Below are 26,000 nucleotides of genomic sequence, written 5' to 3'. Positions count from 1 at the left end.
ATGGAGATACACTACATCAGGCTGGCAGTACAACATAATTGATTAAACTGGAGCTGGATTTGGATCGAGTACGCCGTTCCAGAGCGCGCGCTGTGCTTGGGTTGGGATAAATTTTGAAGAGTTACCGTGATCATGACGTGATTTTTTCGCAATATCAGGGTGATAACTCGCCATATTGAGTTCGATTGGATACTCTTAAGGTATAAGGCCTTGCGGCATCATGCCGTAAGCCAACGGAATTATAATAAGAAACTGAACAATGGTTCCTTGAGTGCGGGGCTTCACAGCCCCGATTTTTTTCGCTTCAGATTGCTTCATCTTTACCTTCTCTAACGTCAAACACATCAGCCTGATTCCTCAAATCATTTAAATATTTCACCCTGCATCACAGAGGCAAAGCCGCGCTTTTCCGTAAACGGCCATCGACGCGATTGTCTTTACCATCTATTGTTTTTGCGTGTCTGTTTACGTTATACCATTGCATGACAGCCAGAGGTTTTCATCGTAAATTCAGTCAATAACAGGAAAGGGAACACAGACATGCTGATACGTGAAATGGATGCCGCCGATTTCGAACAGTTCTGGCCAGCGTTCAGATGCATTATTCAGGCGCAGGAAACCTACGCCTTTGAGCCGGAGATGAGCCGAGAACAAGCTTTTACCTTGTGGGGCGAGTTGCCGCTGAAGACATTTGTATGCGTGCAAGACGGCACAGTGCTGGGCTCTTATTATCTCAAAGCCAATGCAATGGGGCCGGGAAACCATGTTTGTAATTGCGGCTATATGGTAACGCCGGCAGCGCGGGGCAAAGGCGTAGCACGTGCCATGTGCGAGCATTCACAACAAGTGGCGCTTGAGCAAGGGTTCAGTGCGATGCAGTTTAACTCAGTGGTATCGACCAATGACGTTGCCGTGAAACTCTGGCAGAAGCTGGGTTTTGAGATAATCGGCACCTTACCGGACGCCTACCGGCACAAAAATAAAGGCTTGGTCGATTGCTACGTGATGTACAAACAGCTTACTTAACTATTGATCACAGAGCATGATGACAGGGCAGGGAGGGAATATGTCAGGAATTATGGATTTAAAACGGCTTCTGCAAACCATGTCGCCGGTAACGCGGGAAGAAGATTATGTATTTTGTACGGTCAACGGGGATATTACCGAGTATCTGCAGTATGCCCCCCTGGCCACATTTCAGGAGCAGGAAGGCTTAACGTTGGTGGTCACGGCGCAGGCGGCTGAAAAGGCAGCCATGAAGTATGAATCGACCTTTCGCTGTATCACACTGACGGTACATTCCAGCCTCGAAGCCGTGGGGCTGACGGCAGCGGTGTCAACCGCGTTGGCAAAGCATGGCATCAGTGCCAATGTGATTGCCGCGTTTTATCACGATCATGTCTTTGTACCGGCGGACAAAGCGGACCTGGCTTTGCAGGTGCTGACTGATCTGACAAATCAATAAGAAGGATGACCATGGAAACGCTTTCCGGAGGCAGAAGTACAGGGATTTACCGCCAGGGTGAAACGGTTGTCAGGCCAATACAGGAGTGGTCTGCGACGGTTCACCGCTTGTTACGTTATCTGCACCAACAGGGGTTTCATGCCTGTCCTGAAGTGATTGGGATGGATACGGGATCTGAGGTGCTGAGTTTTGTCGAAGGCGATACGTACAATTATCCGCTTGAAGGGGCGATAGCCTCAGAAGAGGCATTGATCAGCGCAGCCAGATTGCTGCGGCAATTGCATGATGTCTCGCAGGGTTTCCTGAATAATGTGAATCTGGCGGAGACGGTTTGGATGTTGCCAGCCAGAGAGCCGGCCGAAGTCATCTGTCATGGTGATTTCACCCCTTACAACGTGGCCCTGAGCGGAAATGAAGTCGTGGGCGTGTTTGATTTCGATACTGCCCATCCGGCCCCCCGATTATGGGATATTGCGTATTCTGTCTATTGCTGGTCGCCTTTCAAAACCGATCCCATTGATAAGATGGGTACACTCAACACACAAATAGCCCGCGCCAGATTATTCTGTGACAGTTACTGCGTCTCCAATTCAGACAGACAGAAATTGGTGACTGAGATGATCACACGCTTGCAAAGCTTAGTGACTTTCATGCTGGCACAGGCTGACACTGGCGACGAGCAGTTCGCACAGCACATTGCAGAGGGTCATCATGCGGGTTATCTGGCGGATATTGACTATTTATCTTTAAATGAGAATAAAATCATTGAAGGTATTTGTTGAAGAATTATCTGAGTATCGCAATGAAAGCCTCAGCGCATTATACGATGGCGAGGCTTTGCAGGTTATTTATTATTGTGCAACTAAGGTAAAGTCGAATTTTGTACTGTCAACGCGTGTTATTTTTAAATTGGGAGGGAAGGTTTCTCCTGGTGTAACCACATCTATAATGCCGTGAGTAGTGTTGTAATGGAAATACATGGAGCCATTGGCTATATATTCACCTGTAGCTATATTTCTAATGTAAATAGCACAGGTAATTAACTCGCTACTCTCTGTTACCGGTAAAGATGTATATGTTTCCTCACCAGACCAAAACTCCGCATCACCAATATTGTGCGCGTTGAATGTCATTAAAAATTGGCGAGGCTCACCACCGGTTTCATCAATCAAACGCATACTGACGGCAAAGTGTGTGTCAATATTAACAATCTGAAACTTAGAAAGACCATGCATTTCTTCAATACTGGCGTAGTCCCCATGGGTATAGCTTTTAAAGATGCCTGAACCATCAGTGTGTTGATAACAATGAACTTTTACGGGGTTAATCACTTTCAACGATAAGTATTTGTCGTTATAGTCATCACCAAAGTGAAAAGTGATATCATCGCCCAGTTGGTAGTAGTCTGGTGATCCGCCGAAGTTTTTTTCACGATAAAACGCCACGTCTGTTGTTTTTACCATTTTTCTACCCTTTTCTGTTAGAAGTAAAGACTGCTGATTCACTAGCAAATTAACCATAGACGCTCAGTGTTATTGTGAAAACCATAAATAAAGCAGTTTGTTTTTTGATAATGTCTAAATTGTGATTTTGAATCCGTTTTAAAGCGGTCAGTTTTAAGAATATGGTTTGTTGTCAATAATAAAGAAAAGTGAAAGGTATGGACAATGAATGACTCTCACATTCAGCAAGGCTGGCATGCGTCCCATGCTTTAGCTGTTGCCTCACTGTATGAAAATGCGTTTGGACATAAGTTTAAAGCCGCGATTCCCAGCAAAGCGCAGCGGATTCATTTGCTGGCTGAATCGTTTCATCCGAATTTTTCTTTTGTGGTGATCTCGAATGGAAAAATCGTGGGTATTGCAGGGTATCAGACCGCGCAGGGATCACTGACGGGCGGGATAACCTTAAGACGGTTATGGAGAGTACTGGGCTTCTGGCGCGGAACCTGGGCAGCGGTTGTCCTGAGTTTGTTTGAACGCAAGCCTGATCCCAAAGAGCTGATCATGGACGGCATCGTGGTGGATCCTGCTTGTCGTGGCCTGGGGCTCGGTTCGAAACTGCTATCGCACATTATTGCGTATGCCAGTGAAAATCAGTATCAGAAAGTGCGGCTCGACGTTATCGACAGTAACCCAAGAGCCAGAAAACTGTATGACGAAAAAGGTTTCCTCCCGGTCAGAACCGATCGTTTTCCTTATCTGAAATGGCTTGTTGGCTTTTCTGGCTCAACCACCATGATCTATCACCTGCGCGGCGACTGACATTTTCTAAAGTTTTGATCTGCGATCTGAATGACAGGATTGAATCATTCACTGAATGCATCTATTATTTTGTTAATCACTTGATTAATGAAATGAGAAATGATGTCCCGAGGCAGACCACAAGATCCTGAAAAACAGGCACAGATGATGTCGGCACTCCTTGATGCTGCCGAAAGATTACTGGATCAAAAATCTTATCAATCCATCACCATTCGTGAGCTGGCAGCGGAAGCCGGCACACAATCCGCCATGATCAGTTACTACTTTGGGAACAAAGAAGGGCTGTTTATCGCGCTTCTGGACCGGAGCGGGCGTCAGCGCCAGCAGCGGATACAGGAAGTCGTGTTTTTACTTGAAACCCAGCCAGAATCCGTTTTACCGGTATTGGTTGACCGGATCGCAGACATGATGTCTGAAGAACCATGGCTGGTTCATTTGATCAAAGACGAAGTGCTGACTCGCGAGGCAAAACTGAGAGCGCATTTCGTGAAAACCTTTCCTGCCCGGATGGGGGAATCCTTGCTGAATCTGTTCACGACTTTGCAGCAGAAAGGCATTCTCCGTGAAGATATTAATCCGAAATTTGCCACCGCATCGCTGATCAGTCTGATGGCTTTTCCAATGATTGCCGAGCCATTGATTCAGGATGTACTGGGCGTTGATCGCCAGGTGCTTCGCTCCAGTGCCTGGAAACAGCATCTGACGTTATTACTCACACAAGGTTTGGGCAGTCCGCCCAGGTAAGGGGCTCCACATGAAATGCAATTGTCTGAAAGTCATTTTAAAATCCAAACTCGCGTTGCCCATGCTCGCTGTGGTGGGATTGCTGATGTTGGTTGTGCTGTTTAAAACACGTCCACCAGTCAACCACCAGTCAACTGAAATGACGCCCATTGCTGTAACTTTTATCGAAACGGCGCCAAGGGTGATTCGTCCCGAACTGGTGGGGCATGGTTTCATTGAACCGACCCAAAAAGTGGTGGCACTGGCTGAGGTGTCTGCAAAGGTGGTCCGGGTCTCGCCTTATTTGAAACAAGGCAGTCTTGTGAATCAGGGGGAGGTGCTGGTTGAGCTGGATCCTGCGGACTATCATCTGGCACTCACTCAGGCGAAAGCGGAGCGGGCGATTGCAGCAGCGAATTTACGGGAAATCGATACCACTGCAGAGAACCTGACACAGCGTGACGCGCTGATTCAGGAGAACATCGCAGTGGCACAGCGTGAACTGAAGCGGAAAAGGACGTTGAGCGAGCGGGGCGCACAATCCGATTCTCAGGTCGATAGTGAACGGCAAAAACTGATTCAGCTCCGCCAGCAGCAAGCGATACTGGAAAATGAAATCGCCACGCTGCCAGCAAGACGCCATGTGCTGGAAGCAAAACATGCACTGGCTGAAACGAAAGTTACACAGGCCCAGCGAGATTTAGACCGGACCCGGATTGTGATGCCTTTTACCGGTCGGCTTACCGCCGTTCATACGGATCGCTTCCAGTATGTGCCTGCGGGACAACGCTTATTTGAAGCCAGCGGTATCGATCAGATGGAAGTGAAAGCGCAGTTCCCTATCGCGAAACTCAAACCCTTTTTGAAGCTACTGTTTGAAGATCACGGAACTGGGGTTGATCTGACGGATGCGGGACAATTCGGCCCCTTGCTGAGTCAACTGGGGCTTGAATCCACGATACAGGTGCCGGGTTTTTCGGAATCGGTCTGGCGCGGGCAGATTGTGAATCTGGGGGAGTCGCTGGATCCGCAATCGCACACACTGAGTATTACCCTGACGGTCGATCAGCCATACCGGTTTTTGTCGCCGGGCAAAAAGCCGCCTTTGCTGGCAGGGATGCCAGTCATTGCGACGCTGGTGGGTTCCCCGGTTGAGGCGGTGGTTCTGCCGCGCCATGCGCTGCATGCTGGCGCTCTTCTGACTGCCGACAAGCAGGGGCGTTTGAGCCGTGTGCCTGCGACGGCCAGCCTGACGATGCAGGATTGGGCGTTGTTTACACCGGGTCATATTCCGGACGGCACCCGAGTGATCACCAGTGATGTACAGCCCGCACTGGATGGATTGCCGTTATCGCTGACGCCGGATCGCCTGGAAGCCACACCGACTATGCTGGCGCAGTCGGCAGGAGTGGGCCAGTGATGATCCGATATTTTGCCAGCCACCCGACGGCAGCTCATTTACTGATGATCCTGCTGATTCTGGCAGGGTTATTGACACTGCCATCCTTACAGCGGGAGACCTTCCCCAGGCTTGCTTCAGATACGGTGCGTGTGCTGGTGCCCTATCCTGGAGCAAGTCCGAGAGATGTTGAAAACGGGATATGTCGCCCCCTGGAAGATGCGACGGAAGCGATCCCCAATCTGCTTGAAGTCTTGTGTGAGGCCAGGAATAACCTCGCGCAGATGACACTGACCATGGTGGAAGGCCGGGACTTTTCGGTATTTCAGGAAGACATCCGCTCAGCCGTTGACAGTATTGACAGCTTTCCGGATGAAGCGGAAACCCCAGTCGTTGAAGAGATGGGGAGAACCAGCCCCGTGGTGACGATTGCTGTGACGGCGTCCGGTCTGTCCCAGACGGAATTAAAAACACTGGCAGAGCAGTTGAAAACCAAAATGTTGCGGCAACCAGAGATACCGATCGTCCGGATTGAAGGCTTTTCAACGCGGCAACTTCGGGTGTCAGTCAGCCCGGAGCAACTCCGTTTTTACGGATTAACACTGGAAGAGGTCAGTCAGCGGATTGCTTCCCAGAATTTGAACCTGCCTCTGGGATCCTTAGAGACAGTGTCCAGATCGTATGATCTGAGTCTGGATGATCAACGCGTCACTGCGGCTGAACTGGCCAATCTGACCATTTTAAGCGGGCACACGGGCAGCCAGATCCAATTGAGCGATCTGGCGACGATTGAAGAGCGATTCAGTGAACCGGAAAATCAGGCCCGATTAAACGGTCAGCCAGCGGCCTTGCTGAATGTCCGGAAAAATATCACGGATGACAGCTTGTCTGTACTTGCAGCAGTTGAGTCCTTTGTGTCGGCTGAGCATGACCATCTCCCCGAGAGTGTTCAGCTTACCCTGATTCAGAACAATACCTCGATCGTGGTGGATCGTTTAAACATGCTCATAGAAAACGCCTGGCAGGGATTGATTCTGGTGTTTCTGAGTCTGCTGCTGTTTTTTCGCCTGCGTTATACCTTCTGGGTGGTTGCCGGATTACCCGTGAGTTTTCTGGCGAGTTTCTTTGTCCTGTCATCCCTTGGCATCACGCTCAATATGATGAGTATTGTGGCGCTGTTACTGGCATTGGGCATTTTAATGGACGATGCCATTGTTATTTCAGAAAGCATTGCCGAGCAGTCCAGACTGGGAAAAAAGCCGCTGGCAGCAGTGACAGACGGGGTCGCTCGTGTGGCCAGCGGAGTGCTGTCTTCCTTTGCAACCACGGTGCTGATTTTTGGGGCCTTATTATTCATTGAAGGAGAGATTGGACAGGTCCTTCGCGTGATTCCTGCGGTATTACTCGTGGTGATCTCGGTCAGTCTGATTGAGGCGTTTTTAATATTGCCCAGCCATTTGCATCATACCCTGATGCATGACAAGCCATCGCCGGACAACCGATTCAGGACCCGAATCAATCAGGCATTTCTGCAATTGCAGCAGCGCACGGGGCAGGCGGTTGAAAGTGCCATGCATTACCGCTATGCCGTCCTTGGGGGCAGTCTCGCATTACTGATGCTTTCGATTGGGATGCTGGTGAGCGGTCATCTGAAGTTTCAGGCCCTGCCCGACATGGATGGGGATGTGCTGGAAGCAAGGCTGATCCTTCCGTCCGGGACTCCGTTCCATGTCACAGCGCAGTCGGTTGATCGCGTACTGAGTGCGCTGAACCAAGCCACGGATTCACTGGCGTCGCAAGCATCTGAATCGCTGGTGAAAGCGATCACCGTCACTTACAGCCACAATGCGGATGCCTTTGAGACCGGCGCGCATCTGGCAACGATCAGTGTGGACTTGCTCACGGCTGAGCAGCGGGTGACAGAAATGGATACCCTGACTCAGGCGTGGTCAGACGCGTTACCAGCGCTGCCTCAGGTTGCTCAGGTGATTTTCACCGAGCCGTCTCTCGGTCCTGCAGGCAGAGCCATTGAATTACGCTTGCAGGGCAGGGATCTTGCGCAGTTGTCAGAGGCGTCCTACGAACTCCAGCAATGGCTGAAAGGGTATGCGGGCGTCTATAACGTGTTCGATGATTTACGGCCGGGTAAGCCCGAGCTCAGGTTTACACTCAAACCGGAAGCTTTGGCGTCGGGCCTCACATCTGCTCAGGCCGCAGCGCAGCTCCGGCAGGCATTTCATGGTGTGACCGTCGATGAGATTTACCGGGGAATTGATGATCTGGAAATCACAGTACAGCTTGCCGCCGAGAGTCAGCTGAATCTTGAATCTCTGGAATATTTTCCTTTGCTTCATCCACGGACCGGAGACCGTATCCCCTTGCTGAGTGTGGCTGATATCTATTTTGAGCGGGATTACTCGCGGATTCATCGCATCGACAGTCAGCAGACCGTCACTGTATTTGGCGCAGTTCACAGCCAGAAAGCCAATGCCCAAGCGGTGGTGACGGATACACTTGCGCGTTTTCTGCCTGAATTGCAAACCCGCTTTCCCGGCATCACCCTTCAGGTGGAGGGCGAGATAAAAAACAGCCGCATCACCCAGACCTCGGTCCGCAATGGGTTTCTGATCGGATTGATCGGTATTTTTGTGCTGCTGAGTATTCAGTTCCGGACTTATGCTGAACCCCTGATTGTGATGCTGGCGATTCCGTTGTCACTGATCGGTGTGATTGCAGGCCATATGTTGATGGGGTATCCGCTGACCATGCCCAGCATGGTGGGATTTGTCTCATTGGCTGGCATTGTGGTGAATAATGCTATTTTGCTGGTGACTTATGTGAAAGCCAATGTTCTGGAGGGGATGTCCTTGCAGGATGCAGCCCGAAAAGCCAGTGAAGCGCGTCTCCGGGCCATGTTACTGACAACCGTGACCACCATTGCTGGCATGCTGCCTTTGTTATTCGAAACCAGCCTGCAGGCGCAGGTCATGATCCCGTTAGTGATCAGCATTACGTTCGGTTTACTGGCCGCAAGCCTATTGGTGTTGTTCGTGGTGCCTTGCATTTACGGCATTCTGGCTGATTATCGTGCACTGAAGGCGTATAAAAGCTGGACACCTGTGACGGAAAGCTGAGATCTTAAGCCCAAAGAGACTGTGTGACCATGGGATTTGGATCTGTGCTTCAGTACGCTGAAATCAACCATCGTCTTCACTTTGATGGACTCAGACACCGCACATTTTGAATGCAAGACACCCCGTGATGTTCAAAAATTTGACGACATTGATCCGCTTCACAGATATGAACAAGTGTCGTAATGACAGCTAAAAAAGTGATTTTGACAGGCTGTTTCTTCTTTTCTATCAATAGGATGAGTTGCTAAGCATCTGATAGAATATCGCCGTATTCTTGTTCAGTTCATGAGGAAAGCGTCATGGGAGTCACGATCAGTGCTGATGGTCTGAGTATTGTTCATAAAGGGTCTGGCGGTGAAGCGAATGCTGCCGTCCCTGATGTATGTATGACAACGGTCGGGCCACCCGTTGTTCCTATCCCTTACGGAAACAATGCCAAGTCGGCCGACCTGGCCGATGGAAGCACAACCGTCACCGCCGATGGTGGCAATAGCATTGCCCTGAAAAGCAGCCAGTTTTCGTGCAGCACCGGCGATGCAGGCGGCGATAAAAAAGGCATTGTTTCCGGTACGACCGAAGCGGAAGCCAAATTCACCACAGCATCTTCTACAGTGAAAATTGAAGGTGTCGGGGTGGCCCGTAAAACCGACATGATGACCATGAACGCAGGCAATACCATGTGTTTTGGTTGTGAAAACCCGTCGGTGACTGTTCAGCCCGATGAAGACAAAACCCATGCGCTGCGTGTTCAATGTCGTTACACGTCCGGTAAACCGCTCGCCAATGCCCCTTTCAAACTGAAAGATGAATCCGGTGCCGTTCTGGCAGAAGGCACACTGAATAACGCAGGTGAAGCCATTGTTGACGGCTTGCCCACCAAAGGCTGCACCGTTGAATACGGTGAAGCGCCAGCACCTTATAAAATCAACTATCCTCGCCCTGCCAACCCGGATAAAGCCACGCTTGATGACGAGGTGTTTTTTGACCGCGCATCACACATGTGCGTGCCATTCTGGGTCCCGAGAGGCGATATGCAAAAGCGCATCTGGGGCTATCTGGGCGAAACGCTGGCAGACAGCCTTGAATTTCGTCACATGCTGGAAGTGGAAATTCGCGCGCATCTGCCATTGAACCCCAAACCGGGTCAGGCAGAAGAGATCGCAGCGCGTCTGATCAACTTCTTTGACCAGCAGCCCGTGTCGGAGCAAGACATCCTCGGCCTGATCAGCACCATGCTGCCGATACTGGAAGCAGACGGCGTCTTGTTTGATCTGTTCGTCAATTATCACAAAGAGGAATCCGGCAACAACCTGCTGGCTTCCATGCGTCATCTGGGAACCGGCAATCCGAATGAGTGGCTGGACAACCTGGACTGGGACGCCAAGGCGACTCTGCTCAGTCGCGAATGCGGCAGCATTCTGGAAAAAACAGATGCCCGGCTGGAAGCGATCCTTTTTCACTCAGATACCCGTGGCTATACCTATATCTCAGACAACATCAAAGCCCATCGGGAATCGGTGAAAACGGTTCGTAAAAACCTGCCCGATGACATTTCAGCGGCAATGAACGGCCTGAAACAGAAAATCGCCACCATTCGGAGCAAGGGCGAAAACATCATGGTGGTGCCGACCAATAACCAGCGCACCACGCAGGGCGGCAGCATTACCGATGTGGTGCACTCGCTGAACGCATTGCCAGCGCCGTTGGCGATTCGACTGACATACGATGACATGGAGCAAACGCCAGCAGGTTATGTACCTTACTCTGTCATGTTCGCCAATGGCGAAAAACAGGAAGGAAAACTGGATGCGAACGGCAGTGTGATGCTGTACGGCGTGCCTCAAGTCGGCGCTGAAGTGACGTTTGGTGATAAAGAAGCAGCGAAAAAGGCAGAAAAGGAACTCGAAAAGCACAGGGAAGCGATCCCTGAAGCACTGAATGGCCTGGTTGGCGACATGGTACAGACTGCCCGCCAACAGGCTGCAACCGCGCCGATAATTGCAGCAGAGCAGTTTGCTGAACTGAAGGCCAGCGTTGAAGAAGAACTGGCAGAAATGCGCAGCCGTAAAGACGCCTTTGATGACTTGTCATTTCTGGAGCAAAGCTGGTCTTATGCGAAAAGCACCGGTATGGGGATCAGCTCAGGTGTCACCGACTATCTGCCTGATTTTGGCGAATTCGGCGAACTGATGGACGAAGCCGATATTGGTATCGACCTGCTGGTGAAAGCAATTGTGGACGGTGATATAGACGTGATGCAGCGCAAACTGCAGCAAGTTGACCGGGTGAAACTGGGTCTGCAGGAAGCCAGTCAGGCAATGGAAATACTCTTGCTGTTAGTGGTTGATCCTGAAACACGATCATATCTTGCCAGCCTGCCACGCCTTTTTCTGGAAGCCATGCCAGCGGATGAACTGACGCGCCTGGCGGTGTCGCAGGGTACGCAAAAAGGTATCGATTTTGCCGCTGTCACGGGCGGTACTGCGTTGGCCGGTGCTGTCAGTGGTGGTGTCGGTGCCCCCGTTGCTGCTGTCGCTATTACCGGTGGCGTCACTGCCCGAAACGGTGGTAAAGCACTGGAAGGTTTGATTGATGTGCTGATGAAGATCTCCGACAGCAAAAAGACCACGCTAAACCGCCATGAGAAAAAACAGCATGAAAAGGATAATGAGACTAACCTGCCGAAAGAATGCCCGATCTGCGATGACCCTAAATGTAAGAACCGGAATCGGTTGAAGAAGGGTAAAGGCATTACTTATGCAAAAGATTATAGAAAGAACATGGCGAAAAATTATAAAGGTGGCTTTCCCTCAACTCATCCTTGGTATACAGGGCCATCAACAGTAGCCGCACACCATGTTATTCCAGTCGATGCTGTGAGAGGAGAGGCAGATTTTGAAAAGGCATTTGATGATTTTAACTTCGATATTAATACAATTGATAACTTGGTAGTTTTACCAATGACACCAGAACTTGCATGTGAACTGGGTGTCCAGAGACATCAAACGAATCATGACTTTGGTATTGCTTTAGAATCTGATTATCGAGCATTAAATACATTGCTCGAACATGAAAAAAATGATGCTGCTGATAAGTTGAATGAGTTTGGTGAGTTGCTTTTAAATAAAAAACCATTCTTAGCTTATCCTAAGGCAGCTAAAAAAGAGGCGCTAGAAGTATTAGATTTAATCGAAAAAGGTGAATTCTGTAAATCGAAAAGTTCCCTGAGAAGTGCTAATAAAAACTTTGCTATTGAAATGAAACAGAAAAGTGAAAAAATACTAAGGTATATACACGATTTTACGTGGACAATTGATTGGGATAGTAGAGATTATCGCCCAAGTTCAAAGTATGGATGCAGTGGTGCAAGAAAAACCACTGAAAAAACATTTAAAGACATGAAGAAAATTAAGAGAACTGAACATTGCCCTCATAAGAATAGAGACCATGGGCTAGGAAAAGGTAAGTTTACAGGAGCGTTAGAAATTGGAAAATAATATGAATTATGACAGACAGTATTATTTGTTGACCGAGGATAGCCAATCTGGACCCTATATGCTGGTTAAAAATAAAAAATCTGATGAAGGTTTGTCAAGATTGTTAGCTATGCGTTCAATAAAGCGTCAAGTTCTTGGCCCGGGGTATATAAATATTACTCTTGGAGATAATGGCAACTTTAAACCTTGTGATTATCATGAAGTCTTGCCAGCAGGTCTAGTGTCTGAAAAATTTAAAAACATATTGGATTCATTTCAGCTCCCCGGAGTCGATTTTTACCCTGCTTATATAGAAAATCGAGGGAATATCTGGAAAGAGCATTATCTGATTCATATTTGGCAAAATCATCGAGCCTTACATCCGAAGCGATCTGTCTATGATGGTACGTATGAGAATGATCGATTTGATTTGAAAAAGATGACATTGAACGAAGAAGTTTTAGATTTGGTTCCTTTACACGAGCGCTTGGTATTCAGGCTTCATGAAAAACCCCACTATCTCTACCATGAGTCAGTTGTTGTTGCGTTAAAAGCGGCTGGGTTGACTGGTGTTAATTTTCTGAACATTCAGAACTGGGGGCCAGGCTCTGCTTTTGCTACAGAAGAAGAGGAAGACGATTTTTATAACAATTTGTAATTGATACTAACCAGGTGATTGATGTTGGCCCCTTCAGTGGGGCTTTAATGAAATATTCGCGAGATGTAATGATCTTTTACTCAGAGACTGTGGCTAGGTAAGTTCATCTGGAAATGACATGTACGAAAATAATATGAAATACGACAGTCAGTACTATATATTGAGAGAAAATCATGAATCAGGTGCATATATGCTCGGCCAGGATGAAGATTCAGACGAAGGATTAGAGCATCTAATGTCACTTCGTTCGATCAAGCGGCGTGTATTAGGGCCTGGTGTTGTAGAAGTATTGGAGGGTGATTCCAATAAATTTACGCCATGTGATTATCATGAAACAGCCGAGCAATTAGTCTCTGAAAAATTTAGACAGGTTTTACAGGCGTTTAATTTACCTGGTATGGATTTTTACCAAACAAATATTGTTAGCGGAAGTAAAACGTGGACTGAACATTATTATATGCATATCTGGCATCATCATAGAGCAATTCATAAAGGAAGATCAAAGATAGATGGTACTTATATTGATGATGATTTTATATTAGAATCTTTATCACTTGATGAAAATGTTTTAGATAAGATTCCACTTGAAGAACGTCTCGTCTTCAGGTTAGAAGAAGACCCAACATTTTTATTCCATGAAACAGTTGTGCAGGTACTTCGTGAGGCTAATCTCACAGGTTTGAGTTTTCTGAGGGTAGATGAATGGTCAATTGGTTCGGCTTTTGAATAACAGACTATTACTACAATGGCTGCCTAAAGTGCTTCTGGTGGCCATATGTTTTTTTCAATATTCAGAATTGTCAATAGGTTGAGAGATAGTCGATTTGAAGACAAATCGTATAATGGCAAGAAAATGAAATATGATAGTGAATATTATACTCTGGGAGAGAGTGGTGATTCGACTAGTTACATGTTAAACCAAATTGAAGGTTCAGATGATGGATTAGAGAGGTTAATGTCTCTTTTCCCTATTCACCGAAAAGTGCTTGGGGCGGGTCGGGTAGGCATATCGGAGGGTAATCGCGCCAAGTTCCAACCGTGTGACTATCATGAAACCGCAGAGCAGCTGGTATCTGAAAGATTCAGGCAAGTTCTGGCGCCGTTTAACTTACCTGGCGTGGACTTTTATCAAACCAATATCGTCAATGGCGATAAAATTTGGTCAGAACACTATTACATGCATATCTGGAATCATTATCAAGCGATTCATAAGAAACGCAGTGAAATATCTGGAACCTATGTCGGTGACAGGTTTACTCTATTGAAACTGTCGTTAGATGAAGAGGTGCTGGTTCAAGTACCTTTAGAAAAAAGATTGGTTTTTCGATTGAGAGAAGACCCAACTTTTCTGTTTCATGAGTCTGTCGTTGCAGCCCTCAGTGCCGCTGACCTCAGTGGCTTAGGCTTTCGCCGTGTTGATAGCTGGTCGATCGGATCTGCCTTTGAAGATGACGACGATGATTTTTATGATGATTTGTAATCGCTATAAATAATGTGATTAATGTCGGCCCCTTCACTGGGGCTTTAATGATGGATACGGCTGAATGTAATAAACTTTGATTCAGAGGCCTGGGGCTAGTCAGGTTCATCTGGAAGTTACATGTATGGTAATAATATGAAATATGACAGTCAGTACTATATTTTGAGAGAAAATCATGAGTCAGGCGCATATATGTTAGATATGGCGGAGGATTCTGATGAAGGGTTAGACCATTTAATGTCTCTATGGTCCTTGAAAAATCATGTTCTTGGCCCTGGCGTTGTTGAAATTACAGAAGGTAATCACGCCAAATTTCAACCTTGTGACTATCATGAAACCGCAGAACAATTGGTTTCTGAAAAATTCAGACAAGTTCTTGCACCGTTTAATTTACCAGGCGTAGATTTTTATCAAACCAATATCGTCAATGGTGATAAAATTTGGTCAGAACACTATTACATGCATATCTGGAATCATCACAAAGCAATCCATCATGGACGGTCAAAAATAGATGGCACTTATGTAGATGATGATTTTACGTTAGAGGTGTTGTCATTGGATGAAAATGTACTAGATAAAATCCCCCTAGAAAAACGATTAGTATTCACATTGGAAGAGAAGCCTAAATTTCTGTTCCATGAAACAGTTGTGCAAGCACTTCGTGAGGTAAATCTCACAGGTTTGAGTTTTCAGCGGGTAGATGAATGGTCAATTGGTTCGGCCTTTGAATAACAGACTATTACTACAATGGCTGCCTAAAGTGTTTCTGGTGGCCATATGTAATTTCAATATTCTGGATTATTAACGTTTTGAGAGATGGTCAATGAGAAGGCGAATCGTGTGATGGCAAGAAAATGAAATATGATAGCCAATACTACATGTTAAACGAAAGTGGTCGTGCAACGAGTTATATGTTAGATCAAGTTGAAGGTTCAGATGATGGGTTAGAGAGATTAATGTCTCTTTTTCCTATTCACCGAAAAGTGCTGGGGCCGGGTCGGGTAGGTATATCTGAAGGTAATCGCGCTAAGTTTCAGCCGTGTGACTATCATGAAACCGCTGAACAATTGGTCTCTGAAAAATTCAGGCAAGTTCTGGCACCGTTTAACTTACCTGGCGTGGATTTTTATCAAACCAATATCGTCAATGGTGATAAAATTTGGTCAGAACACTATTACATGCATATCTGGAATCATCATCAAGCGATTCATAAGAAACGCAGTGAAATATCTGGAACCTATGTCGGTGACAGGTTTACTCTATTGAAACTGTCGTTAGATGAAGAGGTGCTGGATCAAGTGCCTTTAGAAAAAAGATTGGTTTTTCGATTGAGAGAAGACCCAACTTTTCTGTTTCATGAATCTGTCGTTGCAGCCCTCAGAGCTGCTGACCTCAGTGGTTTAGGCTTTCGCCGTGTTGATGACTGGTTTATCGGATCTGCCTTTGAAGAAGACGATGATATTGATGACGATTTGTAATAGAGAAAACAATATCCGTTGTCAGCAATGATGTTTAAGGATGGACATTTACTCTTTTAACCCTAATTGCTGATATAACGCCTGAATCTCTTCTTCTGTGGGTAACTGACCATGATCGATGTTTCTGAGAACTTTGCACGGGTTACCGGCAGCGATCACATTTGAAGGGATGTCTTTCACCACGATACTGCCTGCGCCAATCACTGTGTTATCGCCAATCGAAACCCCTCCGAGCACAATGGAACCAGCACCAATCCACACATGATTGCCAATCGTGATGGGATCGCCACAGGCATAGGGTTGTACCCGTTCCGATAACAGCACCGGATGGCCGGCCGCACAAAGCTGAACGTTTGGGCCAATCAGCACATGGTCGCCAATAGAGACGGGTGCAATATCCAGCACAATCAGACCGTAATTAATAAACCCGCCTTTACCAATAGAGAGATTACTGCCCATATCGCAGCGAAAGGGCGGTTCAATATGTGTGCCCTGGCATTGTTTGAGGATCTTGCTCAGGATGTCTTGCCGTTTTTGCTGCTCACTGGGGCGCGAGTGATTAAAGTCGTACAGCAATTCTCTGCAGGCGATTTGATGATCAATTAACGCCTGATTGATGAGCAGTTTGGTACTGAAATCGTTGAGCTTATCCGGCATTGACGTGTCTCTTTTACTGACAGGTTGTAACACTATAACTGAGGTCAGCCAAAATGTGTCTGGCCGGGATAACGTTGAAATCGTCGAGTTGAGGAAATGTGGTGTAATGCACACGAATTACGTTAAAACAGAGTGATGTGTGCATGATTGATTACGCTGGCTTTATAGTAACCAGCAGACAAACCCGTCAGCGACAACACAATAAATATCATTGAACAGGGAGAAAGCAGCATGGCGACAATTCAGCTGAGTTGTGAATGCGGTCAGATACAGGGAAAAGCCGATGTGCCCGCGCCGTCGTCCGGCAACCGCGTGGTGTGCTATTGCAAAGATTGTCAGGCATTTGCCGAGCAGTTGTCGCCTGAACGGATACTCACGGCGCATCGTGGTACGGCGATTTTTCAGCTCAGTCCGGCCAGCGTGCAATGGACAAATGGCAGTGAGCACATTCGCTGTTTACGGTTGACACCGGAAGGCTTATTTCGCTGGTATGCCGGATGTTGCAATACGCCCATTGCGAACACCCTCAAACCTGGTTTTCCTTTTGTTGGCTTAATCGAAAAAGTGATATCAGCACAGGACAGAACGGAAGAGCGGCTTGGTCCGGTGCGTGCGCATGCCTACCCGCAACATGCCAACCCGCCATTGCCTGAAGACATACTGCGGAATAATCGCATCTGGCCAATGATGATTCGCGTAATGCTGAAAATCCTGGGCTGGAAACTGACCGGAAAAGGACGCCCGAATCCCTTTTTTGATCGCCAAGCTCAACCCATTAGCCAGCCAGAGATTGTGAGTAAAAAAGCGGATGAATGATGAGTCATTGTGAAGCGGATCTAGCTGAAATATCCCCAGTGTGAAAACACCTTCTAAACTCAATACTTAGGGCAGGAAGCACTACCTTCCTGCATGGGCCGAATGGTGAATGTTGGGTTTCAGAGCAAATGTTATGGTTGATGCGCTAACGTTTCTGACGTTGTTACTTGTTATTGCCACGCTGCTTCCCTTATGGCGGCATCCGCACTGGCTGGTGCGCGGCTGGGATTTTCCTCGTCTGCAACTGGCGGTATTTGCTTTGTTTCTGCTGATTGCTAATGCTTTTGCTCACGCACACTGGCTGGTTATTGTGGTGTGCTTTGTGTGTCTGGGCTGGCAGTTGTGGTGGATTTTGCCTTATACGCGGATCTGGCGTCAGGAAGTGAAGACGGCGAACGGTGAAAACAGCCATAGGCGGCTGCGAATCATCACAGCCAATGTGCTGACACCGAACCGTCAGGCGAATAAGTTAATCACATTGGTGCATCAGTATCAGGCCGATGTGCTGGTGACGCTGGAATCGGATGACTGGTGGCAGTCTCAGTTGGATACACTTGAAACTCAGCTGCCTTATACCATGAAGTGCCCCCTGGATAATCTCTACGGCATGCATGTTTATGCCCGGTTTCCTTTAGAGGATACCAGTGTTGAGTTTTTGATCGAAGACGATGTGCCTTCCATGCATGCGTTGCTGGTGCTTCCCTATGGCGAAAAAATCAGAATGCATTTTCTGCATCCAGCCCCACCAAGCCCGACTGAAAATCCGGCCTCGGCCGAACGGGATGCCGAGTTGATACTGGTGGCACGCAGTGTATCTGACAGCGCACAGCCGATTATTGTGACCGGTGATTTGAACGATGTTGCCTGGTCGTCGACCACACGGTTATTTCGAAAGATCAGCGGCTTACTGGACCCGCGCGTGGGGCGGGGCATGTTTAATACCTTCCATGCCGACTATCCGTTTCTGCGCTGGCCTTTGGATCATATATTCCACAGCCACCATTTCAGACTGCGTCAGATTCAGCGTCTGCCGTCTATTGGATCGGATCATTTCGCTTTATTTACTGAGCTGTATCTTGAACCGTCTGCCGCACAAAAGGAGAACGGCCTGCAAGCTGAGACGGAAGATGAGGAGTGGGCGGAAGAGATTATTCAGGAGCAGAATGTCAGCGATGAAAATGTGCCGCGTCCAGGACAATGAACCGGGTGAATTCGGGCTGGCAACTGGCTGTTAAATCAGGGTAATCTGTCTTTCGTTAATCTAGCGTATCACTCCGCTTTGCAAAGGATGCTGCAATGAAAATAGCCATACTGACTTTCGAAGGATTCAATGAACTGGATTCGCTGGTTGCTTACTCAATACTGAATCGGGTGAAAAGCGAGAACTGGCAGGTGCAGATCACCAGTCCCACGCCGACAGTAACCTCAATGAACGGACTAACCATCTCCGCCCACCAACCTCTGGCCTACGCCAATCAGGCCGATGCAGTCATCATCGGCAGCGGGTCGCTGACCCGACAGATCGTTGCCGACCAATCACTAATGAGCACTTTAACGCTGAGCCCGCAAAAACAGCTGATTGCTACTCAGTGTTCTGGTGTGCTGCTGTTGCCGGCATTAGGCATTTTGGATAACGCATCTGTCTGTACCGACCTGACCACTCAGCCCTGGGCGATGGACGCCGGATTAGTGGTGCTTGAGCAGCCTTTTCATGCCTCTGAGTCGGTCGCAACAGCAGGAGGCTGTCTGGCATCTCAGTATCTTGCCACCTGGCTCATCGCGAAATTAGCGAGTGTGGAGGCTGCTAAAAACGCAATCCACTATGTGGCTCCGGTCGGAGAGAAAGAAGACACGGTAAATCGTTGTTTGTCTGTTGTTGAACCCTATCTGGACTGAAAGATGCATATTTATAATGTATTTGGTAAGCGCAAGGATGTGGGCGGTAATCTGATGGCGATCTCTGAAGTACCGGAAAATCCGATGGATTCTGGTATTCCTGTCACTGTTGTGATTTCGCCCAGCGAGCAAGCTGATGTCCGGTTTCGTTTCTTTTACCCGGACTCAAAAGAAGCGCCGATTTGCGGTCACGCACTACTGGGTGCGGCAAGCCATATTGCCCAGGCTGCGTTTCGTGTCGAAACCGGGGCGGGTATCAGCGACGTACGAAAATCCGGAGATGTGGTCAGCGTTAGTATGGCCTTGTCGACGGCAGTCACTCCCGATTTTACCGGTCAGCCTGAACCTGGCTGGTTTGGCCTGGAGGCCAGTCAAATACTGAGTGCAGGAATTTTCAGTGCCGGTAAACCCAAATGGTGTATCGAACTGAAAGACATCTCCGCCCTGAACGCCGTCCGTTTTGATCTGGATACACTGGCTGCATGGAATCATGGGAAAAATTTCAGTGGCTATGTGTTGTATGTGTCCACGGGCGACGGCTGGCATGCCAGAGCATCTAACCCCTTGTATAACATTCCGGAGGATCCGGCTTGCGCGGTGTGCTGTGCGGCGCTGCCTTTGCCTTTGGAACAACCGGCTTTCGTTCACATGGGCTATCCGGAATACCCTAATCTGATCCACCTGGAGGCAACCGAAGGGCAACTATGGGTTGGCGGTAAGGTATATCGGTATGAACCGAGCGGAGCGGTCTGAATGCCTGAAGAGCAGGCTAACCACAAGGAGATGCGAATGACTGCGATTCCTACACTGCATTTTATGTGCGGTAAAATGGCGGCGGGAAAATCCACATTAGCGGCACAGATTGCCAAAACCCATCAGGCCGTGTTGCTGGTAGAAGATGAGTGGCTCAGCACCTTATACCCGCAAGAGGTTCGCAGTCTGGCTGATTACATCCAGTATTCAGAGCGGTTAAAGAAAACCATACAGCCGCATGTTCAGGATTTGCTCGCCAAAGGGATGTCGGTTGTGCTGGATTTCCCGGCCAATACGGTGTCGCAGCGTCAGTGGTTTACCGGCCTGATTGCCGCGACAGGTGTTGAGCACTGCCTGCATTATGTCGATAAACCAGACGAGGTATGCAAAGCGCAGCTGAAAATTCGCAGTCAGGATTTGCCTGCAGGCAGCCCGTTTACCACGGATGAAGCGTTTGATGCAATTACCCGTTTTTTTGAGCCGCCGCAAAGCAGCGAAGGCTTTATTATTCAGCAGTATAAGCAGGATACCTCCATATGAAACAGGCCATAGTGCATATTGCCCTGGTTGTCGGTGACTACGATGAAGCGATCGACTTTTACGTCAATAAGCTTAAATTTGACTTAATCGAAGACAGCTATCAACCCGAACAGGATAAGCGCTGGGTGGTGGTTTCGCCACCGGGTTCCAACGGCGTCACTGTGTTGCTGGCACGAGCGTCCACCCCTGAGCAGCGTAATTTCATTGGCAATCAGGCCGGAGGCAGGGTATTTCTGTTTCTGAGCACAGATGATTTCTGGCGAGATTATGAGCGTATGGTGTCCGACGGCATCCGGTTTGTGCGTCCGCCTCAGGAGCAGGACTACGGCACAGTCGCTGTGTTTGAAGACTTGTACGGCAACTTGTGGGATTTGCTGCAATTGCACCCGGATCATCCCATGGCGAGAAGAGGAAGAGCAGAATAATGCAAAGAGAAGTACATGATTGCGTGTCATTTTTGCTGATACGCGGTGAAGAGGTATTGCTTGAACAGCGCAAGCTGAGCAAAGTGGTTGATCCTGGCCTGATGGCCATTCCCGGTGGGCATGTTGAAGCAGGAGAAAGCCTTGAGCAGGCGCTGATCCGTGAGGTTGCCGAAGAGCTGACGGTGACGCCGATTGCCTATTTTCCGCTGTGTACCTTGTATCATCCCACCACAGAGTTACAACGGCTGCATTATTATGTAGTGACAGACTGGACGGGTGAGCTGTCGGCACAGGAAGCGGAAGCGGTGATCTGGACATCTCTCCATGAACCGAACGCTGCTACCGTCGAGGCGGATAACATTGCGCTGGCGGAGTACAGACGTGTGATTTTACCTTTGTTGAAAGAACGGCGCTGATAGAACGGTGCAGAAAGAGCGACAGTAAACACATTGATTGGATTTTGGCAGCAAGGGGAAGCGCATGGCAATCAGAGTGATGACGGCAGACGATGCTGAAGAGGTCGAGGCATTAGTGAAAAGTGCGTTTCTGGCAAGTGCGGCAAAGCAACTCGCGCCGGCCGGTATCCATACTTTCTTTAAAGTGGCCTCAAAAGAAGCGCTCTTGCTTCGCCTGCAGGAAGACAACCTGATACTGGTGTATGAGCAGCAGGGCAAAATTATTGGTATGGCAGAACTCAAACAAGGGGCACATCTGGCGATGTTATTTGTGCTGCCGGATTGGCAGGGAAAAGGCATTGCGACTCAGTTGCTGCAGGTTTTACTTCAACAGGTTCGTCATGCTGAGCTCACCGTGCGTGCTTCACTGAATTCAGTCTCTTTTTATCAGGCGCAGGGATTTCAGAAAACGGGGGCGGCGGCAGAGCTTGCCGGCCTGCGATACCAGCCCATGTCACTGACAATGACCAGCACAGTTACAGCGCCGGCAGATCCGTCCGCTTCAGTGCTTTAGCAAAAGTCACTATGGGCGAATCTGAGCGTTCATCCTTCCGAATCAGGGCTTGCCAGTTCAGGTAGAGCCCTTGCTCTGTCACTCGGGCTGTCCGCAGCTCGCCGCTTTTCAGGTACGGCTTTATCACCCAGCCTGGCATGATCGTAATCCCCATACCTGCTCTGACAAATTCCACGACCGCTTCGGTCACACCAGCCCGGATGACTTTCGGCGGCAACAGGTGATTCGGACTGAACAGTTGTTCGTATTCACGTCCGGGACCGGGTGTGGTGTGGTAAGTAATGTAAGTGTCAGCGGCGATTTCCTGCGGTGTCAGCCAGGCTTTACCGGCATTCGGGTGGTCTTTATGCATCACAGCGATCATTTCATCCCGAAACAGTTTCAGCACCCGGAAGCCAGTCTGAGTCACCGTGCCAGAGACAATAGAAATGTCTATCGTACCGTTGCGTAACGCCGTAAACGGGTCGAGAGAGACATCGGGAATGATTTCGACCGAATAGCTGGGGAAGTCCTCATTAAACAGCTTAATAAAGGGCGGCAGCCAATGGTAACCGCCGTAGGCTTCATTACCTACCCGAATGACGTGCTCTATCCCCACCGACAGTTTGTCGATGTCGTTTTCAGCCCTTTCCAGCTCACTGAGTACCACAGTGGCAGATAACAGCAGCCGTTTCCCTGCGCTGGTCGGAATGAGCTTCTTATGCTGGCGGTAAAACAGCTCGGTATTTAACAATCGTTCTGCTTCACGAATGCGATGACTGAGCGCAGATTGCGTCAGCCCAATCTGACTGGCTGCTTCAGACACACTACCTGCCTTTGCCACAGCCATTATCATTTGCAAGTGTCTTGTACTGATTTTTGTGGCCATAATGTATGAATAAAGTTAATGGTTTTTGAATATTTTATGAAATTTACAGTTAAAAAGCCGTCTCGTAAACTAATAAATGAATGGTCAATAGCCTCTGACAGGCAAGGAAATAGTGGATGAATAAAATGGATAAAAATCAGACTGCACCCACGCTGAAAGTGGACCTGGACAATGAAAAAGTGCATTGGGATCAGGACATGAGCTACGGGCAGTATCTCGCCCTGGGACCATTACTCTCCTGCCAGCACCCGGTTACCCAGCAGCACGACGAAATGCTATTTGTGGTCATTCATCAGGTGTCTGAACTATGGATGAAGCTTTGTCTGCATGAAGCCTATGGAGCGGTGGAGAATATTCGCAAGGACAAACTGCGCCCGGCATTTAAAATGATGAGCCGCATGGCACGCATTCAGTCTCAGATGCTGAACGCCTGGGAAGTGCTGGCAACCATGACGCCAGCCGATTATGCCAGCTTCCGCGATGAACTGGGCCAGAGTTCTGGTTTTCAGTCTTATCAGTACCGCGAACTGGAATTTCTGCTGGGTAATAAAAATGAGGCCATGATTCAGGCGCACCGCGCACACCCGAAATATTACGATCACCTGAAGTCCGTTCTCCATGCGCCAAGCATTTATGACATCACGCTGCAGTTGCTGAAAGCCCGCGGATTTGATGTGCCTGAGTCTCACCTCAACCGGGACTTCTCCCAGCCGTATCAGGCCAGCGAAGACATTGAACGCATCTGGGCGGAAATCTACAACAACAGCAACGAATACTGGGATCTCTATGAGCTGGCCGAAAAGCTGGTCGACATGGAATTCAATTTCCAGAAATGGCGTTTCAGCCACATGAAAACGGTTGAGCGCATCATTGGCTATCGTCGCGGCACGGGTGGCACTTCGGGGGTGAAATACCTCAACAAAGCACTGGAGCTGCAATTTTTCCCGGAATTGTGGTCGGTGCGTACCTCTATTGAAGGGCCGAAGCATGACTAAAATCTGGGATATTTCGCAAACGCTGCGACAGGGGTTACCGGTCTGGCCGGGAGACACGGCATTCTCTTCGTATTTCCACTGGGAAATGAGCGAGCAATGCCCGGTCAACGTTGGTCAGTTTTCCCTGTCGTGCCACTCAGGTACTCATGCCGATGCGCCTGTGCATTACGATGCACAGGGTAAAAGCATGGAAGCGGTCAGCCTGGAATATTACATTGGTCCGTGTGTGGTGATTGATGCTACCCAGGCAGTTGGCTGGGTAAAACCGCAGGACATTATTGATCAGCTGCCGGATCAGGTTGAGCGGGTGATTTTCAAAACCTATCTGCAGTTTCCGCACCATGAGTGGCAGTCTGATTTTACGGCGGTAGCCTCAGAGACCATCGACTTACTTGCAGAGCGTGGCGCCTGTCTGATTGGCATCGACAGCCCGTCACTGGATCCCCAGAGCTCGAAAACCATGAGTGCGCATCAAGCTATTAAGCGTCATCGCATGGCGATTTTAGAAGGCCTGGTATTGGATGACGTGCCTGCCGGAGCGTATGAGCTGATCGCCCCGCCGTTAAAACTCGACTCACTGGATGCTTCCCCCGTTCGGGCACTGTTGCGCAGTGTTGCCTAGCCATTGGATAAGTCAGGAGTAATTGAACATGCAAACACTGAACAGAACCTATTTTGAAGCACTGGATCGCGATGATCCCCTGGCAGCGTATCGCGATCAGTTTGATTTACCCGCCGGGCATATCTATCTCAACGGCAATTCCCTGGGTGTGTTGCCGAAGGCGGCAAAAGAAAAAGCCCGGCAAGTGGTGGAAGAGCAGTGGGGCCAGGGGTTGATCCGCAGCTGGAACACCCACGATTGGATCCGCATACCGCACCGGGTGGGAGATAAAATAGCCGGTCTGATCGGGGCAGACGACGGCGAAGTGATTGTGGCGGATTCAACCTCTGTCAACCTGTTCAAGATGGCAGCGGCAGCGGTAAAACTGAATGCAGGACGTCAAAATATATTGTCTGAACCGGGTAACTTCCCGACGGATCTTTATATCTTGCAAGGACTGGAACAGTTTCTGGACGGCAAAGTGCGTCTGGTGACTGAGCATCGCGATAACATTCTGGAAGCCATCGATGAAGACACGGCTGTCGTGGTGCTGACCCATGTGCATTACAAAAGTGGTGCCATGTTTGATATGGCAGCGATTACAGCCCGCGCTCATGAAAAAGGCGCCTTGGTGATCTGGGATCTCAGCCACAGCACAGGTGCAGTGCCTGTGCAGTTAAATCAGGTGGGCGCCGACTTTGCCATTGGCTGCGGGTACAAATATCTCAATGGTGGTCCGGGCGCTCCAGGTTTCCTGTTTGTTGCCAAGCGCCATCAGGCACAGTTGCAGCAACCGCTCAGTGGCTGGTTTGGTCATGCGAATCCTTTTGCGATGCGGGATGACTATGAAGCGGCACCGGGTATTGCGCGCACTTTGTGTGGCACAACGTCAGTCGTCGGTGCCAGCCTGCTGGAAGTGGGGGTAGATATCATGGCCTCGGCTGACATGCACCAGATCCGAGAAAAATCCCTTCGCATGGGGCAGTTGTTTATTGAGCTGATTGAACAGCGCTGCAGTCAGTACGGCTTCGGGCTGGCATCGTCAAAAGATCCGGCGGTGCGGGGCAGTCAGGTTTCTCTGACCCATGAGCAGGGCTTTGCCATCATGCAGGCTTTGATTGCACGTAACATCATAGGCGATTTCCGTGCACCGGATATTCTTCGCTTCGGCTTCACACCGCTGTACGTTCGTTACGTCGATCTCTGGGATTGTGTTGATGCGCTGGTCGACATCATGGCGAACGATCGCTGGGATCAGGCGGCGTTCAAAAAGCTCACCGCAGTAACCTGATGTGCAGAGTTGCAGAATCTGTCAGGTCAATACATTCTAAGCCATAACACCAAAACCAGTAGCATCAAACCCGTACACAGAAGCACTGAACCTGTCTTGCCGGAGAGGGTAA

Annotated in this window: 27 protein-coding genes; 24 read left to right on the top strand and 3 right to left on the bottom strand. The window is 48.9% G+C overall.

From position 1 onward, the window contains the following. Positions 1–543 precede the first annotated feature (543 nt). From IFO68_RS15580 to IFO68_RS15570, 3 genes are read left to right on the top strand one after another with little or no spacing between them, the layout of a single operon-like run. The gene (locus tag IFO68_RS15580) at positions 544–1,026 is read left to right on the top strand and encodes a GNAT family N-acetyltransferase (protein ID WP_218387377.1); all 483 of its coding nucleotides are present in this window, start codon (positions 544–546) and stop codon (positions 1,024–1,026) included. 40 nt (positions 1,027–1,066) lie between these two features. Next, entirely contained in the window at positions 1,067–1,465 is a 399-nt protein-coding gene (locus IFO68_RS15575; RefSeq protein WP_192016752.1) for an ACT domain-containing protein, read from the top strand. 11 nt (positions 1,466–1,476) lie between these two features. Further along, complete coding sequence (locus IFO68_RS15570) at positions 1,477–2,247, top strand: aminoglycoside phosphotransferase family protein (RefSeq protein ID WP_192016751.1); 771 nt, start codon at positions 1,477–1,479, stop codon at positions 2,245–2,247. A 69-nt stretch (positions 2,248–2,316) separates the two neighbouring features. Here IFO68_RS15570 and IFO68_RS15565 read toward each other — a convergent pair whose 3' ends face one another. Continuing rightward, on the bottom strand, positions 2,317–2,985 hold the full coding sequence (locus tag IFO68_RS15565) for a beta/gamma crystallin domain-containing protein (RefSeq protein WP_192016750.1): 669 nt from the start codon (positions 2,983–2,985) through the stop codon (positions 2,317–2,319). 147 nt (positions 2,986–3,132) lie between these two features. Here IFO68_RS15565 and IFO68_RS15560 point away from each other — a divergent pair, with 147 nt between their 5' ends. The 10 genes from IFO68_RS15560 to IFO68_RS15515 all read left to right on the top strand — a co-directional run bounded on the left by IFO68_RS15560 (position 3,133) and on the right by IFO68_RS15515 (position 16,077). After that, positions 3,133–3,729: a GNAT family N-acetyltransferase gene (locus IFO68_RS15560; RefSeq protein ID WP_192016749.1), complete on the top strand. Its 597-nt coding sequence runs from the start codon at positions 3,133–3,135 to the stop codon at positions 3,727–3,729. A gap of 99 nt (positions 3,730–3,828) precedes the next feature. Next, positions 3,829–4,473, top strand: a complete 645-nt coding sequence (locus IFO68_RS15555) for a TetR/AcrR family transcriptional regulator (protein ID WP_192016748.1) — start codon at positions 3,829–3,831, stop codon at positions 4,471–4,473. A 10-nt stretch (positions 4,474–4,483) separates the two neighbouring features. Beyond that, the gene (locus IFO68_RS15550; protein ID WP_192016747.1) at positions 4,484–5,872 is read left to right on the top strand and encodes an efflux RND transporter periplasmic adaptor subunit; all 1,389 of its coding nucleotides are present in this window, start codon (positions 4,484–4,486) and stop codon (positions 5,870–5,872) included. Beyond that, positions 5,872–8,985: an efflux RND transporter permease subunit gene (locus IFO68_RS15545; protein WP_192016808.1), complete on the top strand. Its 3,114-nt coding sequence runs from the start codon at positions 5,872–5,874 to the stop codon at positions 8,983–8,985. Before IFO68_RS15550 ends, IFO68_RS15545 begins: the two co-directional genes overlap by 1 nt. A 299-nt stretch (positions 8,986–9,284) precedes the next feature. Beyond that, entirely contained in the window at positions 9,285–12,482 is a 3,198-nt protein-coding gene (locus IFO68_RS15540; protein ID WP_192016746.1) for a PAAR-like domain-containing protein, read from the top strand. Then, entirely contained in the window at positions 12,472–13,119 is a 648-nt protein-coding gene (locus tag IFO68_RS15535) for a hypothetical protein (protein WP_225445267.1), read from the top strand. The genes IFO68_RS15540 and IFO68_RS15535 overlap by 11 nt, the downstream gene beginning before the upstream one ends. Positions 13,120–13,237: 118 nt before the next feature. Then, positions 13,238–13,849, top strand: coding sequence for a hypothetical protein (locus tag IFO68_RS15530; RefSeq protein ID WP_225445266.1), 612 nt, complete (start codon positions 13,238–13,240; stop codon positions 13,847–13,849). Between the two features lie 123 nt (positions 13,850–13,972). Next, a complete protein-coding gene (locus IFO68_RS15525; RefSeq protein WP_192016745.1) occupies positions 13,973–14,599 on the top strand; it encodes an imm11 family protein in 627 nt (208 codons plus the stop codon). 120 nt (positions 14,600–14,719) lie between these two features. Beyond that, on the top strand, positions 14,720–15,331 hold the full coding sequence (locus tag IFO68_RS15520) for a hypothetical protein (RefSeq protein ID WP_225445265.1): 612 nt from the start codon (positions 14,720–14,722) through the stop codon (positions 15,329–15,331). A 122-nt stretch (positions 15,332–15,453) separates the two neighbouring features. Next, entirely contained in the window at positions 15,454–16,077 is a 624-nt protein-coding gene (locus IFO68_RS15515) for a hypothetical protein (RefSeq protein WP_192016744.1), read from the top strand. Positions 16,078–16,125: 48 nt separating this feature from the next. Here IFO68_RS15515 and IFO68_RS15510 read toward each other — a convergent pair whose 3' ends face one another. Further along, positions 16,126–16,734: a sugar O-acetyltransferase gene (locus IFO68_RS15510; protein WP_192016743.1), complete on the bottom strand. Its 609-nt coding sequence runs from the start codon at positions 16,732–16,734 to the stop codon at positions 16,126–16,128. Positions 16,735–16,965: 231 nt separating this feature from the next. Here IFO68_RS15510 and IFO68_RS15505 point away from each other — a divergent pair, with 231 nt between their 5' ends. The 8 genes from IFO68_RS15505 to IFO68_RS15470 all read left to right on the top strand — a co-directional run bounded on the left by IFO68_RS15505 (position 16,966) and on the right by IFO68_RS15470 (position 22,133). Continuing rightward, complete coding sequence (locus IFO68_RS15505; protein ID WP_192016742.1) at positions 16,966–17,550, top strand: DUF6151 family protein; 585 nt, start codon at positions 16,966–16,968, stop codon at positions 17,548–17,550. 133 nt (positions 17,551–17,683) lie between these two features. Beyond that, positions 17,684–18,751, top strand: coding sequence for an endonuclease/exonuclease/phosphatase family protein (locus IFO68_RS15500; protein WP_192016741.1), 1,068 nt, complete (start codon positions 17,684–17,686; stop codon positions 18,749–18,751). Positions 18,752–18,846: 95 nt separating this feature from the next. Then, positions 18,847–19,446 carry a DJ-1/PfpI family protein gene (locus tag IFO68_RS15495; RefSeq protein ID WP_192016740.1) on the top strand — a complete coding sequence of 200 codons (600 nt, stop codon included), beginning with the start codon at positions 18,847–18,849 and terminating at the stop codon, positions 19,444–19,446. A gap of 3 nt (positions 19,447–19,449) precedes the next feature. Beyond that, a complete protein-coding gene (locus IFO68_RS15490; protein WP_192016739.1) occupies positions 19,450–20,199 on the top strand; it encodes a PhzF family phenazine biosynthesis protein in 750 nt (249 codons plus the stop codon). A gap of 36 nt (positions 20,200–20,235) precedes the next feature. Beyond that, positions 20,236–20,739, top strand: a complete 504-nt coding sequence (locus tag IFO68_RS15485; RefSeq protein WP_192016738.1) for a P-loop nucleotide/nucleoside kinase family protein — start codon at positions 20,236–20,238, stop codon at positions 20,737–20,739. Next, positions 20,736–21,164, top strand: coding sequence for a VOC family protein (locus IFO68_RS15480; protein WP_192016737.1), 429 nt, complete (start codon positions 20,736–20,738; stop codon positions 21,162–21,164). Before IFO68_RS15485 ends, IFO68_RS15480 begins: the two co-directional genes overlap by 4 nt. Then, positions 21,164–21,580 (top strand): NUDIX hydrolase, encoded by a 417-nt coding sequence (locus IFO68_RS15475; RefSeq protein WP_192016736.1) that lies wholly within the window; start codon positions 21,164–21,166, stop codon positions 21,578–21,580. Before IFO68_RS15480 ends, IFO68_RS15475 begins: the two co-directional genes overlap by 1 nt. A 64-nt stretch (positions 21,581–21,644) precedes the next feature. Next, a complete protein-coding gene (locus IFO68_RS15470; protein WP_218387317.1) occupies positions 21,645–22,133 on the top strand; it encodes a GNAT family N-acetyltransferase in 489 nt (162 codons plus the stop codon). Here IFO68_RS15470 and IFO68_RS15465 read toward each other — a convergent pair. Further along, the gene (locus IFO68_RS15465; protein WP_192016735.1) at positions 22,096–22,968 is read right to left on the bottom strand and encodes a LysR family transcriptional regulator; all 873 of its coding nucleotides are present in this window, start codon (positions 22,966–22,968) and stop codon (positions 22,096–22,098) included. The two genes, IFO68_RS15470 and IFO68_RS15465, sit on opposite strands and share 38 nt — an antisense overlap. 149 nt (positions 22,969–23,117) lie before the next feature. Here IFO68_RS15465 and kynA point away from each other — a divergent pair, with 149 nt between their 5' ends. The 3 genes from kynA to kynU are packed head-to-tail and all read left to right on the top strand — an operon-like array spanning position 23,118 to position 25,888. After that, positions 23,118–23,996: a tryptophan 2,3-dioxygenase gene (gene kynA / locus IFO68_RS15460; RefSeq protein WP_192016734.1), complete on the top strand. Its 879-nt coding sequence runs from the start codon at positions 23,118–23,120 to the stop codon at positions 23,994–23,996. Next, positions 23,989–24,618, top strand: coding sequence for an arylformamidase (gene kynB / locus IFO68_RS15455; protein ID WP_192016733.1), 630 nt, complete (start codon positions 23,989–23,991; stop codon positions 24,616–24,618). The genes kynA and kynB overlap by 8 nt, the downstream gene beginning before the upstream one ends. Before the next feature lie 28 nt (positions 24,619–24,646). After that, positions 24,647–25,888 carry a kynureninase gene (gene kynU / locus IFO68_RS15450; RefSeq protein ID WP_192016732.1) on the top strand — a complete coding sequence of 414 codons (1,242 nt, stop codon included), beginning with the start codon at positions 24,647–24,649 and terminating at the stop codon, positions 25,886–25,888. Positions 25,889–26,000 lie beyond the last annotated feature (112 nt).

Source organism: Photobacterium arenosum (assembly GCF_014841115.1).
In the GTDB taxonomy this organism is placed as follows: Bacteria; Pseudomonadota; Gammaproteobacteria; order Enterobacterales; family Vibrionaceae; genus Photobacterium; species Photobacterium arenosum.
Note: the sequence above shows the minus strand (reverse complement) of the source record. Positions and strands in the feature narration are given on the sequence as shown.

Coding starts and splice junctions, on each gene's coding strand:
- IFO68_RS15575 (WP_192016752.1), top strand. CDS start 1,067: ATGTCAGGAATTATGGATTTAAAACGGCTTCTGCAAACCATGTCGCCG.
- IFO68_RS15570 (WP_192016751.1), top strand. CDS start 1,477: ATGGAAACGCTTTCCGGAGGCAGAAGTACAGGGATTTACCGCCAGGGT.
- IFO68_RS15565 (WP_192016750.1), bottom strand. CDS start 2,985: ATGGTTAATTTGCTAGTGAATCAGCAGTCTTTACTTCTAACAGAAAAG.
- IFO68_RS15560 (WP_192016749.1), top strand. CDS start 3,133: ATGAATGACTCTCACATTCAGCAAGGCTGGCATGCGTCCCATGCTTTA.
- IFO68_RS15555 (WP_192016748.1), top strand. CDS start 3,829: ATGATGTCCCGAGGCAGACCACAAGATCCTGAAAAACAGGCACAGATG.
- IFO68_RS15550 (WP_192016747.1), top strand. CDS start 4,484: ATGAAATGCAATTGTCTGAAAGTCATTTTAAAATCCAAACTCGCGTTG.
- IFO68_RS15545 (WP_192016808.1), top strand. CDS start 5,872: ATGATCCGATATTTTGCCAGCCACCCGACGGCAGCTCATTTACTGATG.
- IFO68_RS15540 (WP_192016746.1), top strand. CDS start 9,285: ATGGGAGTCACGATCAGTGCTGATGGTCTGAGTATTGTTCATAAAGGG.
- IFO68_RS15530 (WP_225445266.1), top strand. CDS start 13,238: ATGTACGAAAATAATATGAAATACGACAGTCAGTACTATATATTGAGA.
- IFO68_RS15525 (WP_192016745.1), top strand. CDS start 13,973: ATGAAATATGATAGTGAATATTATACTCTGGGAGAGAGTGGTGATTCG.
- IFO68_RS15520 (WP_225445265.1), top strand. CDS start 14,720: ATGTATGGTAATAATATGAAATATGACAGTCAGTACTATATTTTGAGA.
- IFO68_RS15515 (WP_192016744.1), top strand. CDS start 15,454: ATGAAATATGATAGCCAATACTACATGTTAAACGAAAGTGGTCGTGCA.
- IFO68_RS15510 (WP_192016743.1), bottom strand. CDS start 16,734: ATGCCGGATAAGCTCAACGATTTCAGTACCAAACTGCTCATCAATCAG.
- IFO68_RS15505 (WP_192016742.1), top strand. CDS start 16,966: ATGGCGACAATTCAGCTGAGTTGTGAATGCGGTCAGATACAGGGAAAA.
- IFO68_RS15500 (WP_192016741.1), top strand. CDS start 17,684: ATGGTTGATGCGCTAACGTTTCTGACGTTGTTACTTGTTATTGCCACG.
- IFO68_RS15495 (WP_192016740.1), top strand. CDS start 18,847: ATGAAAATAGCCATACTGACTTTCGAAGGATTCAATGAACTGGATTCG.
- IFO68_RS15490 (WP_192016739.1), top strand. CDS start 19,450: ATGCATATTTATAATGTATTTGGTAAGCGCAAGGATGTGGGCGGTAAT.
- IFO68_RS15485 (WP_192016738.1), top strand. CDS start 20,236: ATGACTGCGATTCCTACACTGCATTTTATGTGCGGTAAAATGGCGGCG.
- IFO68_RS15480 (WP_192016737.1), top strand. CDS start 20,736: ATGAAACAGGCCATAGTGCATATTGCCCTGGTTGTCGGTGACTACGAT.
- IFO68_RS15475 (WP_192016736.1), top strand. CDS start 21,164: ATGCAAAGAGAAGTACATGATTGCGTGTCATTTTTGCTGATACGCGGT.
- IFO68_RS15470 (WP_218387317.1), top strand. CDS start 21,645: ATGGCAATCAGAGTGATGACGGCAGACGATGCTGAAGAGGTCGAGGCA.
- IFO68_RS15465 (WP_192016735.1), bottom strand. CDS start 22,968: ATGATAATGGCTGTGGCAAAGGCAGGTAGTGTGTCTGAAGCAGCCAGT.
- kynA (WP_192016734.1), top strand. CDS start 23,118: ATGAATAAAATGGATAAAAATCAGACTGCACCCACGCTGAAAGTGGAC.
- kynB (WP_192016733.1), top strand. CDS start 23,989: ATGACTAAAATCTGGGATATTTCGCAAACGCTGCGACAGGGGTTACCG.
- kynU (WP_192016732.1), top strand. CDS start 24,647: ATGCAAACACTGAACAGAACCTATTTTGAAGCACTGGATCGCGATGAT.